Origin of the sequence: Enterobacter cloacae complex sp. SHL021 (assembly GCF_049237765.1) — a bacterium.
Taxonomy (GTDB): domain Bacteria; phylum Pseudomonadota; class Gammaproteobacteria; order Enterobacterales; family Enterobacteriaceae; genus Enterobacter; species Enterobacter cloacae.
On the sequence record NZ_JBMKJG010000001.1, the window covers coordinates 1 to 14,225 of the forward strand.

10 protein-coding genes and 1 pseudogene are annotated in these 14,225 nt (G+C 58.7%); 6 read left to right on the plus strand and 5 right to left on the minus strand.

The features are described 5' to 3' along the window. Positions 1-116: 116 nt before the first annotated feature. On the minus strand, positions 117-2,549 hold the full coding sequence (locus ACOTZF_RS00005) for a formate C-acetyltransferase/glycerol dehydratase family glycyl radical enzyme (protein WP_038984953.1): 2,433 nt from the start codon (positions 2,547-2,549) through the stop codon (positions 117-119). Between the two features lie 4 nt (positions 2,550-2,553). Then, on the minus strand, positions 2,554-3,453 hold the full coding sequence (locus ACOTZF_RS00010) for a glycyl-radical enzyme activating protein (RefSeq protein ID WP_040020702.1): 900 nt from the start codon (positions 3,451-3,453) through the stop codon (positions 2,554-2,556). Positions 3,454-3,581: 128 nt separating this feature from the next. Between ACOTZF_RS00010 and fsa the strand changes: the two genes are divergently transcribed. Further along, complete coding sequence (gene fsa / locus ACOTZF_RS00015; RefSeq protein WP_029882869.1) at positions 3,582-4,244, plus strand: fructose-6-phosphate aldolase; 663 nt, start codon at positions 3,582-3,584, stop codon at positions 4,242-4,244. Between the two features lie 62 nt (positions 4,245-4,306). Here the strand turns inward: fsa and moeB are convergent, their stop codons facing one another. Next, positions 4,307-5,059, minus strand: a complete 753-nt coding sequence (moeB, locus tag ACOTZF_RS00020) for a molybdopterin-synthase adenylyltransferase MoeB (RefSeq protein WP_100168458.1) — start codon at positions 5,057-5,059, stop codon at positions 4,307-4,309. A gap of 1 nt (position 5,060) precedes the next feature. Then, positions 5,061-6,293 carry a molybdopterin molybdotransferase MoeA gene (moeA, locus tag ACOTZF_RS00025; protein ID WP_100168457.1) on the minus strand — a complete coding sequence of 411 codons (1,233 nt, stop codon included), beginning with the start codon at positions 6,291-6,293 and terminating at the stop codon, positions 5,061-5,063. A gap of 189 nt (positions 6,294-6,482) precedes the next feature. Here moeA and iaaA point away from each other — a divergent pair. The 5 genes and pseudogenes from iaaA (at position 6,483) to gsiD (ending at position 12,705) form a co-directional block, all read left to right on the plus strand. After that, positions 6,483-7,446, plus strand: a pseudogene (gene iaaA, locus ACOTZF_RS00030) (beta-aspartyl-peptidase). After that, positions 7,433-9,304, plus strand: coding sequence for a glutathione ABC transporter ATP-binding protein GsiA (gsiA, locus tag ACOTZF_RS00035; RefSeq protein WP_040020707.1), 1,872 nt, complete (start codon positions 7,433-7,435; stop codon positions 9,302-9,304). The pseudogene iaaA and the gene gsiA overlap by 14 nt, the downstream one beginning before the upstream one ends. A 23-nt stretch (positions 9,305-9,327) precedes the next feature. Continuing rightward, positions 9,328-10,866, plus strand: coding sequence for a glutathione ABC transporter substrate-binding protein GsiB (gene gsiB, locus ACOTZF_RS00040; RefSeq protein ID WP_129251488.1), 1,539 nt, complete (start codon positions 9,328-9,330; stop codon positions 10,864-10,866). Between the two features lie 5 nt (positions 10,867-10,871). After that, entirely contained in the window at positions 10,872-11,792 is a 921-nt protein-coding gene (gene gsiC / locus ACOTZF_RS00045) for a glutathione ABC transporter permease GsiC (protein ID WP_020689877.1), read from the plus strand. A gap of 1 nt (position 11,793) precedes the next feature. Further along, the gene (gsiD, locus tag ACOTZF_RS00050; protein WP_029882874.1) at positions 11,794-12,705 is read left to right on the plus strand and encodes a glutathione ABC transporter permease GsiD; all 912 of its coding nucleotides are present in this window, start codon (positions 11,794-11,796) and stop codon (positions 12,703-12,705) included. A 63-nt stretch (positions 12,706-12,768) separates the two neighbouring features. On the opposite strand, the gene rimO is transcribed toward gsiD, so the two are convergent. Continuing rightward, a complete protein-coding gene (rimO, locus tag ACOTZF_RS00055; RefSeq protein WP_013097432.1) occupies positions 12,769-14,094 on the minus strand; it encodes a 30S ribosomal protein S12 methylthiotransferase RimO in 1,326 nt (441 codons plus the stop codon). Positions 14,095-14,225 lie beyond the last annotated feature (131 nt).

Below are 14,225 nucleotides of genomic sequence, written 5' to 3' on the forward strand. Positions count from 1 at the left end.
CTGTAAAGGCACGATGAGGTCTCTTCTGATTTGTTAGCGCAACCAGTAGATCACACTTCATCGTGCTTTTCATTTTTCTGGGGAACCCTCAGCCCGATGGGAGAGGGGATACTTCGTTACAGCGTATGCTCCGTACGCGCAATGATATCGTCCTGCGCATCCGGCGACAGGGCGGTGAAGAACGCCGAGTAGCCTGCGACGCGTACCACCAGGTCACGATACTGGTCCGGGTGTTTCTTCGCGTCCAGCAGCGTTTCGCGTGAAACGATGTTGTACTGAATATGCCAGCCTTTATGCACCTCGAAGAAGGTACGCAGCAGTATCATCAGCTTTTGACGGTCGCTGTCGTTTTCCAGCGTTGACGGGTTCAGCTTCTGGTTTAACAGCACGCCGCCAAGAATCGCTTCGGTCGGCAGTTTACCCACGGAGCCGATCACCGCCGTTGGACCGAGATGATCGGTACCGGAGGCCGGACTGGCGCCTTCCGCCAGCGGGGTGTGCGCTTTGCGTCCGTCCGGAGTCGCCATTGTCGCTGCACCAAACGGCACGTTTGCGGAGATGGAGGATGTGCCCGCGTAGTAGTTACCGCCAATGGGGCCACGGCCGTAACGCGGGTTGTGATACTGCTTCAGCTCGTCAATGTAGGTCTGATAAGCACGGGTCAGCAGCATGTCCACACTGTCGTCATCGTTGCCGTACTTCGGCGCACCGTTGATAAGACGCTGACGCAGCTGCTCGTGCGTCAGCCCGTCGAAGTCATCCGCCAGCGCCGCCGCCAGCTGCTGCTGACCGATGACGCCCTGCTCGAACACCAGTTTCTTCACCGCCGCCAGGCTGTTACCGAGGTTGGCAATACCTACCTGCAGGCCGGAGACCCAGTCATACTTCGCACCGCCCTGCTTGATGCTTTTCGCCCGCTCGATGCAGTCATCCACAAGCGCCGAGCAGAGGATATCGTGGACATTCTCTTCCAGCATGGTGTCCACGACATACTCAATCTCGATGGATTTACGGGTGTAATAGCGGATCTGGGTATCCCAGGCCGTCATCACCTCGTCGAAATTGCCGAAGTTACCGGCAGAGAGCGCTTTCTCCTGCGGCAGGAACACTTTCCCGCTGGTGGCGTCGCGGCCGCCTTCCAGCGCGGCGAGCATCACGCGGGCGAAGTTAATAAAGCTCATGCCGGTGCAGCGGTAGCCCCATTTGCCGCCAACGGCGGTTTCGATGCAGCCGATGGCGGCATAGTCGTACGCATCTTCTTTTTCTACGCCGAGCTTGATGAATTCCGGGATCACGATTTCATCGTTGTTGAACGCTGGCATGCCGAAGCCGCAGCGGATCACCTGCACGCAGGCGTCGAGGAAGTCGTTGCTCATCCCTGCGTGATAACGCACGCTCAGGTTTGGCTGGGTGGAGCGCAGACGACCGCAGGACTCCAGAATCGCGTAAGAGAGCGGGTTGACGGCGTCCATTGGCTCACCGTTGACCAGCTTCTGACCGCCGATGGTGACGTTCTGGTACAGCGGGCTGCCTGCGGAGGCTTTGGAGTGCGAGCCGGAGCGGATCTTGTTCACTTCCAGCAACTTCAGCCAGCAGCTGTGGAGCAACTCGATGGCGTGCTCGCGGTCAAGGCTCTGGTTCAGTTCTACGTCGCGACGGTAGTACGGGTAGAGATACTGATCCATGCGGGCGAACGACACGGAGTGGCCGTTGGACTCAATCTGCAGGATAAGCTGAATGAAGTAGCACAGCTGCAGCGCCTGCCAGAAGGTTTTTGGCGGTTCATGGGCAATCGCGTCACAGTTTTCCGCTATCGCCAGCAGCTCGTCGCGGCGGCTGACGCGGGATTCGGTAGCCGCCATTTCACGCGCCAGGGCTGCAAAACGTTCGATATGCAGACTTACCGCCTCCAGCACGATATCTATCGCTTTCAGGAACTGATCGCCGTGCAGGTCGTCCAGCACCGTCAGGTTGATGCGCGAGCGGCGCTCGGCCACTTTAGCACGCAGGCCGTCGAGCCCTTTTTCCAGCACCAGCGGGAAGTTCACCGCCAGGTGGGCATCGCCGGAGGTCATGTTGCCTTCGGCTTTGATAATGCCGGTTTCCAGCAGGCTTTTCTGCTCGTCGGTGAACATGCCGTAACAGCGATCCTGTACCGTCTGGCCGCGCCACCACGGGCAGATCTCATGCAGAACGCGCTTATTCTCTTCGCTGACCGCAAAGCCTGCGCCGGGACGGTCCGCCAGATCGTCAATCTCTTTCTCAATCCAGGAGACGGTATATTCCGGGAAGATCGGCGCGGCGCGCACTTCGCTTGCCTGGTTACCAACGATCAGCTCATCGTGTTTGATCCAGATGGTGCGCTGCGCGAGATGATGTGCCAGCGCCAGCGCGCGACGCACCGGGATCGGTTTATCCATATGCTGCTGGTACATTTCAGTGTAGTGCTGCGCGCGCTCGGTACAGACCGGCGGCTTCACGATATGCACCAGGGCCATTTTGTGCGCTTTAATGCGCTCGCTGAGGGTGTTGAGATTCAGGGTAGTCATCGTTTTATCCTCGTAAGGTCGCGGTTAACCCTTTCTGGCAGGCATACTGCTGTGCAAAGTCCAGTAGCGCAGGGTTATCCAGCGGTTTGTCAGGGGCAGAGTAGGGTTGGCCGAGCAGTGTGTATTTGTTCATGCCCAGCGTGTGATACGGCAGAAAGTGAATGTCGCGAACGTTCAGTTCGTCGGCGGCGAAATTGGTAATGGCGGTAACAGAGGCTTCATCGGCGTTAAAGCCCGGGATCAGCGGCACGCGAATGATGATTTTTTTCCCGGCCGCCGCCAGGCGTTTCAGGTTGTCCAGGATGCGTTTTGCCGAGCCGTCCGTCCACTGTTTGAACACCTCTGCATCCACATGCTTCAGGTCGGCGAGGAACAGATCGATATACGGTAGTGAAGGCGCGATATAGTGCCACGGCACGTGAAGGCAGGTTTCGACGGCGGTATGAATACCCTGTTCATGGCTGGCTTTAAACAGCGCCAGTGCTAGATCGGGGTTCATAAACGGCTCGCCGCCGGAGAGGGTGATTCCGCCGCCGCTGCGGTCGTAAAACGGCTTATCGCGCAGGACGGTCGCCATGATCTCCTCCACCTGACGTTCTTCACCACATACGGTGAGCGCCTGTGTCGGGCAGCAGTCGGTAAGGGCGTTAAGCGTCTGTTCGTCTAGTTTCTCTCGGTGGATGACCAGCCCGTTCAGCGCACGTTCGATACAGCCCGGTGCCGCCTGCTGGCACAGATCGCAGCCGTCCAGGCAAAGACGTGCATCAAACAGCACGTCCCGCGTGCGGGCCCGGCTTTCCGGGTTCTGGCACCAGCGACAGCCCAGCGAGCAGCCTTTCAGGAACACCACGGTACGGATCCCGGGGCCATCGTGGGTAGAGTAACGCTGAATATTGAAGATCATGATTTCGCCTCTCATCTTGCATATGAAGATTAAATTACTTTCGAATGAAAGTTATCTTGATGCAGGTCAACTCCTGAGCAGGTTTTGTCGTGATAGGGTAAGTGCAGGCTAAAATTGAGGGCGACATCATGGAACTTTATCTCGACACTTCTGACGTTGCGGCAGTGAAAAAGCTCGCACGCATCTTCCCGCTGGCGGGCGTAACCACCAACCCCAGCATTGTGGCGGCAGGCAAAACGCCGCTTGAGGTTCTGCTGCCAGAACTGCACGACGCGCTGGGTGGCAAAGGCCGTCTGTTCGCGCAGGTGATGGCCACGACCGCCGAAGGCATGGTGGACGATGCGCGTAAGCTGCGTGCCATCATTAACGACCTGGTGGTGAAAGTGCCGGTGACGGCGGAAGGGCTGGCGGCGATCAAAATGCTGAAAGCAGAAGGGATCCCGACGCTGGGGACCGCGGTATATGGTGCCGCACAGGGGATGTTGTCCGCGCTGGCGGGGGCAGAGTATGTCGCGCCTTACGTTAACCGCGTGGATGCGCAGGGCGGAGACGGGATCCAGACCGTTGTGGAATTACAGCAGTTGCTGACGCTGCATGCCCCGCAATCAAAAGTACTGGCGGCGAGCTTCAAAACCCCGCGTCAGGCGCTGGATTGCCTGCTGGCCGGCTGTGAGTCCATCACGCTGCCGCTGGACGTGGCGCAGCAGTTTATTACCTCTCCGGCGGTGGATGCGGCGATCGTGAAGTTTGAGCAGGACTGGCAGGGGGCGTTTGGACGGACGGCTCTCTGACGCGTTATCTCCCTCTCCCGGTGGGAGAGGGCAGGGGTGAGGGCATCAGGCCGCAACGAGGTTTAACCGCTGCACACCTCACACCCCGGATTACGCATCAGCTTCATCTCGCGGAACTGGCAGGTCATTGCGTCATACATCACAATTTTCCCCGCCGCTGGCGTACCGTAACGGGTCAGCACTTTGATCGCTTCCATCGCCTGCAGTGACCCGATCACGCCGACTAACGGCGCCATCACGCCCGCCTCGACGCAGGTGAGCGCATTCTCACCAAACAGGCGGCTCAGACAGCGATAACACGGTTCGCCTTCAGCATAGGTAAAGACGCTGATCTGTCCTTCCATGCGGATTGCCGCGCCAGAAACCAGCGGCGTTTTGTGGGTAAAACAGCCGGCGTTTAGCTGGTTGCGGATGGCGACGTTATCAGTACAGTCCAGCACCAGATCGTGCTTTGCGATTTGCGCGTTTAACGCCTCGTCATCCAGCATCGCGTTAATCGGAGTGAACTGAACGTGGGGGTTGATGCGCGTTAACGCTGCGCGGGCAGAGTCCACCTTCGGCTGGCCGAGTGTCGCATCGCTGTGCAGCGTCTGGCGCTGCAGATTGGACACCGACACGGTATCAAAGTCCAGCAGCGTCATCTTGCCCACACCCGCCGCGGCGAGGTATTGCGCGGCGGCGCAGCCCAGACCGCCCAGGCCGACGACCAGTACGCTGGCCGCCTTGAGCGCTTCCTGGCCTTCAAAATCAAAACCGCGCAGGACAATCTGGCGGTTATAGCGCATCATCTCTTCATCGCTCAGTTCCGCCGCCATCTTAGCCTCCGAACAGGTGGTTAAAGCGCTCCACCTCAACCCATTCGCCTGCTTCCACATTGCCACGCTCGCGCTCCAGCACTATAAAGCAGTTGCCCTGGCTGAAGGAGCTGAAAATGTGCGAGCCCTGATGGCCGGTGGTGCTCACCTCCAGCTCGCCCTCCGCGTTGCGCGTTAGAATACCGCGCTGGAAATCAAGACGACCGGGGGATTTCTTAAGGCGCGTAGCGGCACGCACGCGCTGGCGTACCGGCAGCGGACTGGCACGGTTACCCGAAAGCTTCGCCAGCAGCGGGATCACCAGCTGGTAGAAGGTCAGGGCGGCAGAGACCGGGTTACCCGGCAGGCCGCAGAACCAGCTGTGCTTAAGCTTGCCAAAAGCGAACGGTTTGCCCGGCTTGATGGCCAGCTTCCAGAAGGCGATTTCACCCAGCTCTTCCAGGATGGTTTTGGTGTAATCCGCTTCACCCACCGAAACACCGCCGGAGCTGATCACCACGTCGGCCGCGTTGTCTGCCTCAATAAAGGCGGCGCGCAGTTTTTCCGGGTCATCAGGAATAATGCCAAGGTTGATCACTTCACAGCCCAACTGCTCCAGCATCAGGTGTACCGCCAGACGGTTGGTGTCGTAAATCTGCCCGTCCTGCAGCGGCTGGCCCGGAAGCTGCAATTCGTCACCGGTAGAAAAGAGCGCGACGCGCACCTGACGGATCACCTCAATGTCTGCGATACCGAGCGAGGCCAGTACCGGCAGTTCACCCACCGTCAGCTTCTGCCCCGCAGCGAATACCGTTGCGCCAAGAGCAATATCTTCGCCGGTGCGGCGGATGTTCTGGCCTGCTTTGACGCTGGCGGTAAAGCGCACGCCGTCAGCGGTCTGTTCGGTCTCTTCCTGCATCACTACCGCATCGCAGCCTGCGGGAACCGGCGCGCCGGTCATGATGCGCACGCAAGTGCCCACAGGCCATTCTCCGTTAAACGGTTGACCGGCGAAGGCTTTTCCTGCGACAGGCAGCGCCTGACCCGTCTGGAGATCCGCCAGGCGTACCGCGTAACCGTCCATCGCTGAGTTATCAAACCCCGGCACGTTAAGCGGGGAAATGATGTCGCGTGCGGCAATACGACCAAAACAGCGCGCCAGCGGCAGCGTCTCTACGTCGTGCAGCGGGGAAAGTCGGTCAAGCATCTGCGTGAGTGCCGTCTCAAGCGGCATCAGTCCGGCGGTAAAATCCATGGTGGGCTCCAGCACAGTAACAACGAAAGCGCTCATTATGGCAGAAAAGTGCGGCTAACTGTATGACCCACCATGAGTACCCTTTACATCGCAGTTGCGTCTTTCTATATTCAAAAATTATCTGAAGAATCATCAACGATAATGATATTTATAGAAAAAGCCGCCATGCAGGCTGACAGGTGAGGCGAAATGGTTAATGCGGTAATCGCAATTCATGGCGGCGCCGGGGCTATTACCCGTGCACAGCTCAGTCCTGAGCAGGAGAAGCGCTACATTGATGCGCTCTACGCCATTGTCGAAACGGGCCAGCGAATGCTGGAGGCGGGCGAAAGCGCGCTGGATGTGGTGACCGAAGCGGTACGTCTGCTGGAAGAATGTCCGCTGTTCAATGCGGGGATTGGTTCCGTGTATACGCGTGACGAGACGCACGAGCTGGATGCCTGCGTGATGGATGGCGTCACCCTGAAAGCAGGGGCCGTGGCGGGCGTGAGCCATCTGCGCAACCCGATTCTGGCGGCGCGACTGGTGATGGAAGAGAGTCCTCATGTGCTGCTGACGGGCGTTGGGGCGGAGAACTTTGCCTTCGCACACGGGATGGAGCGGGTATCGCCGGATCTTTTTTCCACTGACGAGCGCTACCAGCAGCTACTGGCAGCCCGTACGGCGGGCATGACCCAGCTGGACCACTCCTCACCGCTCAATGAAACCACCAAAATGGGCACGGTTGGCGCGGTGGCGCTTGATAAGGCTGGCAATCTGGCGGCGGCCACCTCAACCGGCGGCATGACCAACAAGCTACCGGGCCGGGTTGGCGATAGTCCGCTGCCGGGCGCCGGGTGCTATGCCAATAACGCCACGGCGGCGGTCTCCTGCACCGGGACCGGCGAAGTGTTTATTCGCGCGCTCGCCGCATACGACATTACCGCCCTGATGGATTACGGCGGGCTCAGCCTGAGTGAAGCCTGCGAGCGTGTGGTAATGGAAAAGTTGCCCGCGCTGGGCGGTGAGGGTGGACTCATTGCGGTGGACCGTGAGGGTAACGTAGCCCTGCCGTTCAACAGCGAAGGGATGTACCGCGCCTGGGGCTATGCCGGTGATGAACCCAGCACCGGGATCTATCGTGAATAAGGGGGCAACGCGTGCCGCACAGTGAAGAGCTGGATAACCGCGAAGTGCTGGCTGTCCATCAGCTGAATATTGCGTTTCAGGAGGAGCGGCAGTTCATCCCCGCAGTAGAGAATTTATCCTTCTCACTCAACCGCGGCGAAACGCTGGCGATTGTGGGGGAGTCCGGCTCCGGGAAATCGGTCACCGCGTTGGCGCTGATGCGCCTGCTGGAACAGACGGGCGGGCAAATCAGCAGCGAGAAGATGCTTCTGCGCCGTCGCAATCGTCAGGTCATTGATTTAAACGAGCTGAGCGCAGCACAGATGCAGGGCGTGCGCGGGGCGGATATCGCGATGATCTTCCAGGAGCCGATGACCTCGCTGAACCCGGTCTTCCCGGTTGGAGAGCAAATTGCCGAATCCATCCGCCTGCATCAGGGACTGAGCGGCGATGAAGCCCTTCTGGAAGCCAAACGGATGCTGGAGCTGGTACGTATCCCGGAGTCGCAGTCCATACTGGGCCGCTATCCGCATCAGCTCTCCGGCGGGATGCGTCAGCGGGTGATGATTGCCATGGCGCTCTCATGCCGTCCGGCGGTATTGATTGCGGACGAGCCGACGACAGCGCTGGATGTCACCATTCAGGCGCAGATCCTGCAGCTTATCAAAGTGCTGCAGCAGGAGATGGAGATGGGGGTGATGTTTATCACCCACGATATGGGCGTGGTCGCGGATATTGCCGATCGCGTGCTGGTGATGCACCAGGGCAGGGCGGTAGAAACCGGCACGGTAGAGCAGATTTTCCATGCGCCCGCCCACCCATACACCAAAGCGCTGCTGGCGGCGGTTCCGCGTCTGGGAGCGATGAACGGCAGCGATCTTCCGCGCCGTTTCCCGCTGATTTCCCTTGAGGCGGCGGGCCGCCAGGAAGAGGAAACCGAGCAGGACACCGTGGTCCCCGGCAAGCCCATTCTTGAGGTGCGGGATCTGGTGACCCGTTTTCCTCTGCGCAGCGGCATTTTCAACCGCGTAAAGCGTGAAGTGCACGCGGTTGAAAATGTCAGTTTTGATTTATGGCCAGGCGAAACGCTGGCGCTGGTGGGGGAGTCGGGCTGCGGCAAATCCACCACCGGACGCGCGTTACTTCGGCTGGTGGAGTCGCAGGAAGGGAGCATTACCTTTAACGGCGAACGTATCGACACCCTTCCTGACAGTAAGCTTCAGGCGGTGAGGCGGAATATCCAGTTTATTTTTCAGGATCCGTATGCGTCTCTGGACCCGCGCCATACGGTGGGGTATTCGATTATGGAGCCGTTGCGGGTGCATAACCTGCTCGACGGCGAAGCCGCACAGCGTCGGGTGGCGTGGCTGCTGGAACGCGTGGGGCTGAAGCCGGAACATGCCTGGCGTTACCCGCATGAGTTTTCCGGCGGTCAGCGGCAGCGAATTTGTATTGCCCGCGCGCTGGCCCTGAACCCAAAAGTGGTGATCGCAGACGAATCTGTCTCGGCGCTGGATGTCTCTATCCGCGCGCAAATCATCAATTTATTGCTCGACTTACAGCGGGATCTGGGGATTGCCTTTCTCTTTATTTCCCACGACATGGCGGTGGTGGAGCGCATCAGCCATCGCGTGGCGGTGATGTATCTGGGGCAAATCGTCGAGATTGGTCCGCGGCGGGCGGTGTTTGAGAACCCGCAGCACCCATACACCCGTAAGCTGATGTCTGCAGTACCGGTTGCCGATCCCGAACACCGTCACGGGCAGCGCGTGCTGCTGCAGGATGAGATGCCGAGCAATATTCGTAAACGGGGTGAGGTCATGGAGCGGGTCACGCTGCGTGAAGTGGGCCCCGGACATTTTGTTGCCCCTCCGCGTCAGGACAATGCATTTTCGCGGTTATAACGTACAACAGGCAGGAGAACACAATGGTTAAATTTGTTGCTCGTACATGGCTGTTAGCCGCGAGCGTGACGGCAGCCCTGGCCGCCTCTCCCGCGTTCGCTGCCAAAGATGTGGTGGTTGCCGTCGGCTCCAATTTCACCACCCTCGATCCCTATGACGCCAACGATACGCTGTCGCAGGCGGTCGCCAAATCGTTCTACCAGGGGCTGTTTGGCCTGGACAGAGAGATGAAGCTGAAAAATGTGCTGGCAGAGGGGTACACCGTCTCGGATGATGGGCTGGTCTATACCATTAAGCTCAGAACCGGCGTGAAGTTCCAGGATGGCACCAATTTCAACGCGGAGGCGGTGAAGGTTAACCTCGACCGCGCCAGCAACCCGGAAAACAGCCTCAAGCGCTATAACCTCTATAAAAATATCGCCAGCACCGAGGCGGTCGATCCGACAACGGTAAAAATTACCCTGAAAGAGCCGTTCTCGGCCTTTATTAATATTCTGGCGCATCCGGCGACGGCGATGATCTCCCCTGCCGCGCTAAAAAAATACGGGAAAGATATTGGGTTCCATCCGGTCGGTACCGGCCCGTATGAGCTGGTGACCTGGAACCAGACGGACTTTGTAAAGGTGAAGAAATTCGCCGGCTACTGGCAGCAGGGGCTGCCGAAGCTCGACACCATCACCTGGCGCCCGGTGGTGGATAACAACACCCGCGCGGCGATGCTGCAAACCGGCGAAGCGCAGTTTGCCTTCCCGATCCCGTACGAGCAGGCGGCGATCCTGCAGAAGAACAGCAAGCTGGAGCTGGTGGCCAGTCCGTCGATTATGCAGCGTTACATCAGCATGAACGTGACGCAAAAGCCGTTTGATAATCCCAAAGTGCGCGAGGCCATCAACTACGCGATTAACCGTCAGGCGCTGGTGAAAGTGGCCTTCGCGGGTTTCGCCACCCCGGCCACCGGCGTGCTGCCACCGGCTATTGCCTATGCGCAAAGCTATCAGCCGTGGCCATACGATCCGGCGAAAGCCCGTGAACTGTTAAAAGAGGCGGGCTTCCCGAACGGCTTTAGCACCACGCTGTGGTCATCCCATAATCACAGTACCGCGCAGAAGGTGCTGCAGTTTACCCAGCAGCAGCTGGCGCAGGTCGGTATTAAGGTGCAGGTCACCGCGATGGATGCCGGGCAGCGTGCAGCAGAAGTGGAAGGGAAAGGGCAGAAAGAGAGCGGCGTGCGGATGTTCTACACCGGCTGGTCGGCCTCTACCGGTGAGGCTGACTGGGCGCTGTCGCCGCTGTTCGCCTCACAGAACTGGCCGCCGACCCTGTTCAACACGGCGTTCTACAGCAACCCACAGGTGGATAAAGATCTTGCCGATGCGCTGAAAACCACCAAACCGGATGAGAAAGCGCGCCTCTACAAAGACGCACAGGATATCATCTGGAAAGAGTCGCCGTGGGTACCGCTGGTGGTGGAAAAACTGGTTTCGGCGCATAACAAAGCGTTGACCGGGTTTTACATCATGCCGGATACGGGCTTTAGCTTTGACGATGCGGATTTAAAATAACACTCATGCTCAATTATGTTTGTAAACGCCTGCTGGGGCTTATCCCGACGCTGCTGATTGTGGCGGTACTGGTGTTTTTGTTTGTCCATCTGCTGCCGGGCGATCCGGCGCGTCTGGTGGCCGGGCCAGAGGCGGATGCCACCGTCATTGAACTGGTGCGCAAACAGCTTGGTCTCGACCAGCCTCTGTACATGCAGTTTCTCCATTATATTTGCAACGTGCTGCAGGGCGATTTTGGTATCTCGATGGTGTCGCGTCGCCCGGTATCGGAAGAGATTGCCAGCCGCTTTATGCCTACGTTCTGGTTAACGATTGCCAGCATGTGCTGGGCGGTGGTGTTTGGGCTTGGCGCCGGGATTGTCGCTGCCGTCTGGCGCAACCGCTGGCCGGACAAGCTCGGCATGGCACTGGCGGTGACCGGGATCTCTTTCCCTGCCTTTGCGCTGGGGATGCTCCTGATGCAGATTTTCTCCGTGGAGCTGGGCTGGTTGCCCACCGTCGGGGCCGATACCTGGAAGCACTACATTCTGCCGTCCATGACGCTGGGCGCGGCCGTCTCCGCGGTGATGGCGCGCTTCACCCGCGCGTCGTTCGTTGACGTGTTGAGTGAAGATTACATCCGTACCGCACGGGCGAAAGGGGTGAGCGAGAAGTGGGTCATCCTCAAGCACGGTTTTCGCAACGCGATGATCCCGGTGGTGACCATGATGGGGCTGCAGTTCGGCTTCCTGCTGGGGGGCTCTATCGTGGTGGAAAAGGTCTTCAACTGGCCGGGGCTGGGGCGCCTGCTGGTGGATTCGGTCGAGATGCGCGACTATCCGGTCATTCAGGCGGAAGTTCTGCTCTTCTCGCTGGAATTTATTCTTATCAATTTAGTGGTGGATGTGCTGTACGCCGCCATTAATCCGGCCATCAGGTATAAGTAAGATGCGATTGTTGAACTGGCGTCGTCAGGCCATTGTAAACGCTATGCCGGGGCTGAAGCCGGACCATATCCGCACCCCATGGTTTGAATTCTGGCGGCGCTTTCGTCGCCAGCCTGTTGCCATGACGGCGGGGCTGTTTGTACTGCTGCTGATTGTGGTGGCCGCCATTGCGCCGTGGGTGGCACCGTATGATGCGGAAAACTACTTTGATTACGACCGCCTGAATGACGGACCGTCGATGATGCACTGGTTCGGCGTGGACTCTCTGGGACGCGATATTTTTAGCCGCGTGCTGATGGGCGCGCAGATATCGCTCGCCGCCGGGGTGTTTGCGGTGCTTATCGGTGCGGTCATCGGGACCGTTCTGGGCCTGGTGGCAGGGTATTACGAGGGCTGGTGGGACCGGATCATTATGCGCATTTGCGACGTGCTGTTTGCCTTCCCCGGCATTTTGCTGGCAATTGCGGTTGTCGCCATTATGGGCAGCGGCATGGCGAATGTCATCATCGCCGTCGCGGTCTTTTCGATCCCGGCGTTTGCCCGTCTGGTGCGCGGTAATACGCTGGTACTGAAGCAGCAGACCTTTATTGAATCCGCCCGCAGTATGGGGGCCAGCGACGCCAACATCCTGTTCAGCCATATTCTGCCGGGTACGGTGTCGTCGATTGTTGTCTATTTTACGATGCGTATTGGCGTGTCGATAATTTCCGCCGCCAGCCTGTCGTTTCTGGGATTAGGGGCCCAGCCACCGACGCCGGAGTGGGGCGCGATGCTCAACGAGGCGAGGGCAGATATGGTGATTGCGCCACACGTGGCGATATTCCCGAGTCTGGCGATTTTCCTGACCGTGCTGGCGTTCAACCTGCTGGGGGATGGGCTGCGCGATGCGCTGGATCCGAGGATTAAGGGGTAGGGCAGTGGAATGTGCCGGGTGGCGGCTACGCCTTACCCGGCCTACAAAACAGGCGCTGGGTGTTTAAACCCGGCTACCCCACAGGTCATACTCGTCGGCGTTTTCCACTTTCACGCGAATGATGTCACCCGGCTTAACGTTGGTTTCCCCGTTCAGGTACACCGCGCCGTCGATTTCAGGGGCATCCGCCATGCTGCGGCCAATCGCGCCTTCTTCGTCAACTTCGTCGATGATGACCATAATTTCGCGGCCCACTTTCTCCTGCAAACGTTCAGCAGAGATCTGCTGTTGCAGCTGCATGAAGCGGTTCCAGCGCTCTTCTTTTACCTCTTCCGGCACCTGATCCGCCAGTTCGTTAGCGGTTGCGCCTTCAACCGGGCTGTACTTGAAGCAGCCTACGCGGTCCAGACGGGCCTCTTTCAGGAAGTCGAGCAGCATCTGGAAGTCTTCTTCGGTTTCACCCGGGAAGCCAACGATGAAGGTCGAACGCAGAGTCAGATCCGGGCAGATTTCACGCCACTGCTTGATGCGCGCCAGCTGGCGGTCAACGGAGCCTGGGCGTTTCATCAGCTTCAGGATACGCGGGCTGGCGTGCTGCAGCGGGATATCCAGGTACGGCAGGATTTTGCCTTCGGCCATCAGCGGGATGACGTCGTCAACGTGCGGATAAGGGTAAACGTAGTGCAGACGCGTCCAGATGCCCAGTTTAGCGAGCTGTTCGCACAGGCCGACCATGCTGGTTTTCACCGGCTCGCCGTTGTGGAAACCGGAACGGTGCTTCACATCCACGCCGTAGGCGGAGGTATCCTGGGAGATCACCAGCAGCTCCTTCACGCCCGCATCGGCCAGACGTTTGGCTTCTGCCAGCACTTCGCCAATTGGGCGGCTCACCAGATCGCCACGCATGGACGGGATAATGCAGAAGGTGCAGCGATGGTTGCAGCCTTCGGAAATTTTCAGGTAAGCGTAGTGACGCGGCGTCAGCTTCACCCCCTGTTCCGGCACCAGGCTCAGGAACGGGTTGTGCTTAGGCTTGGGCACGTAGTGATGAACATGTTCCAGCACCTGCTCGTAGCTGTGTGGACCGGTGATCTCCAGCACCTTCGGGTGCACTTCACGGATCTGGTCCTCTTTTGCGCCCAGGCAGCCGGTCACAATCACTTTGCCGTTTTCCGTCAGGGCTTCACCAATGGCTTCCAGGGATTCCTGAACCGCGCTGTCGATAAACCCGCAGGTGTTCACGATCACCATGTCGGCGTTGTCGTAGCTTGGCACCACGTCGTAGCCCTCGGTGCGAAGTTCGGTCAGGATGCGTTCAGAATCCACCAGGTTTTTCGGGCAGCCCAGGGAGACAAAGCCGATTTTCGGCGGGTGCGTAACATTGCTCATAGGTTAAAAATTCATCAATTATGGAGTTATCAGGGCGGGATTTTACAGCGTATCGCGGGGGATTTATACACTCTTTGCAGTGCAGATGATGCCCGCGCAGGTTGTAACATTGTAAAGAATGTTAATCAGTT

Bases quoted from the DNA above. Each gene is read 5' to 3' on its own strand.
- ACOTZF_RS00005 (WP_038984953.1), bottom strand. From the start codon at position 2,549: ATGACTACCCTGAATCTCAACACCCTCAGCGAGCGCATTAAAGCGCAC.
- ACOTZF_RS00010 (WP_040020702.1), bottom strand. From the start codon at position 3,453: ATGATCTTCAATATTCAGCGTTACTCTACCCACGATGGCCCCGGGATC.
- fsa (WP_029882869.1), top strand. From the start codon at position 3,582: ATGGAACTTTATCTCGACACTTCTGACGTTGCGGCAGTGAAAAAGCTC.
- moeB (WP_100168458.1), bottom strand. From the start codon at position 5,059: ATGGCGGCGGAACTGAGCGATGAAGAGATGATGCGCTATAACCGCCAG.
- moeA (WP_100168457.1), bottom strand. From the start codon at position 6,293: ATGGATTTTACCGCCGGACTGATGCCGCTTGAGACGGCACTCACGCAG.
- gsiB (WP_129251488.1), top strand. From the start codon at position 9,328: ATGGTTAAATTTGTTGCTCGTACATGGCTGTTAGCCGCGAGCGTGACG.
- gsiC (WP_020689877.1), top strand. From the start codon at position 10,872: ATGCTCAATTATGTTTGTAAACGCCTGCTGGGGCTTATCCCGACGCTG.
- gsiD (WP_029882874.1), top strand. From the start codon at position 11,794: ATGCGATTGTTGAACTGGCGTCGTCAGGCCATTGTAAACGCTATGCCG.
- rimO (WP_013097432.1), bottom strand. From the start codon at position 14,094: ATGAGCAATGTTACGCACCCGCCGAAAATCGGCTTTGTCTCCCTGGGC.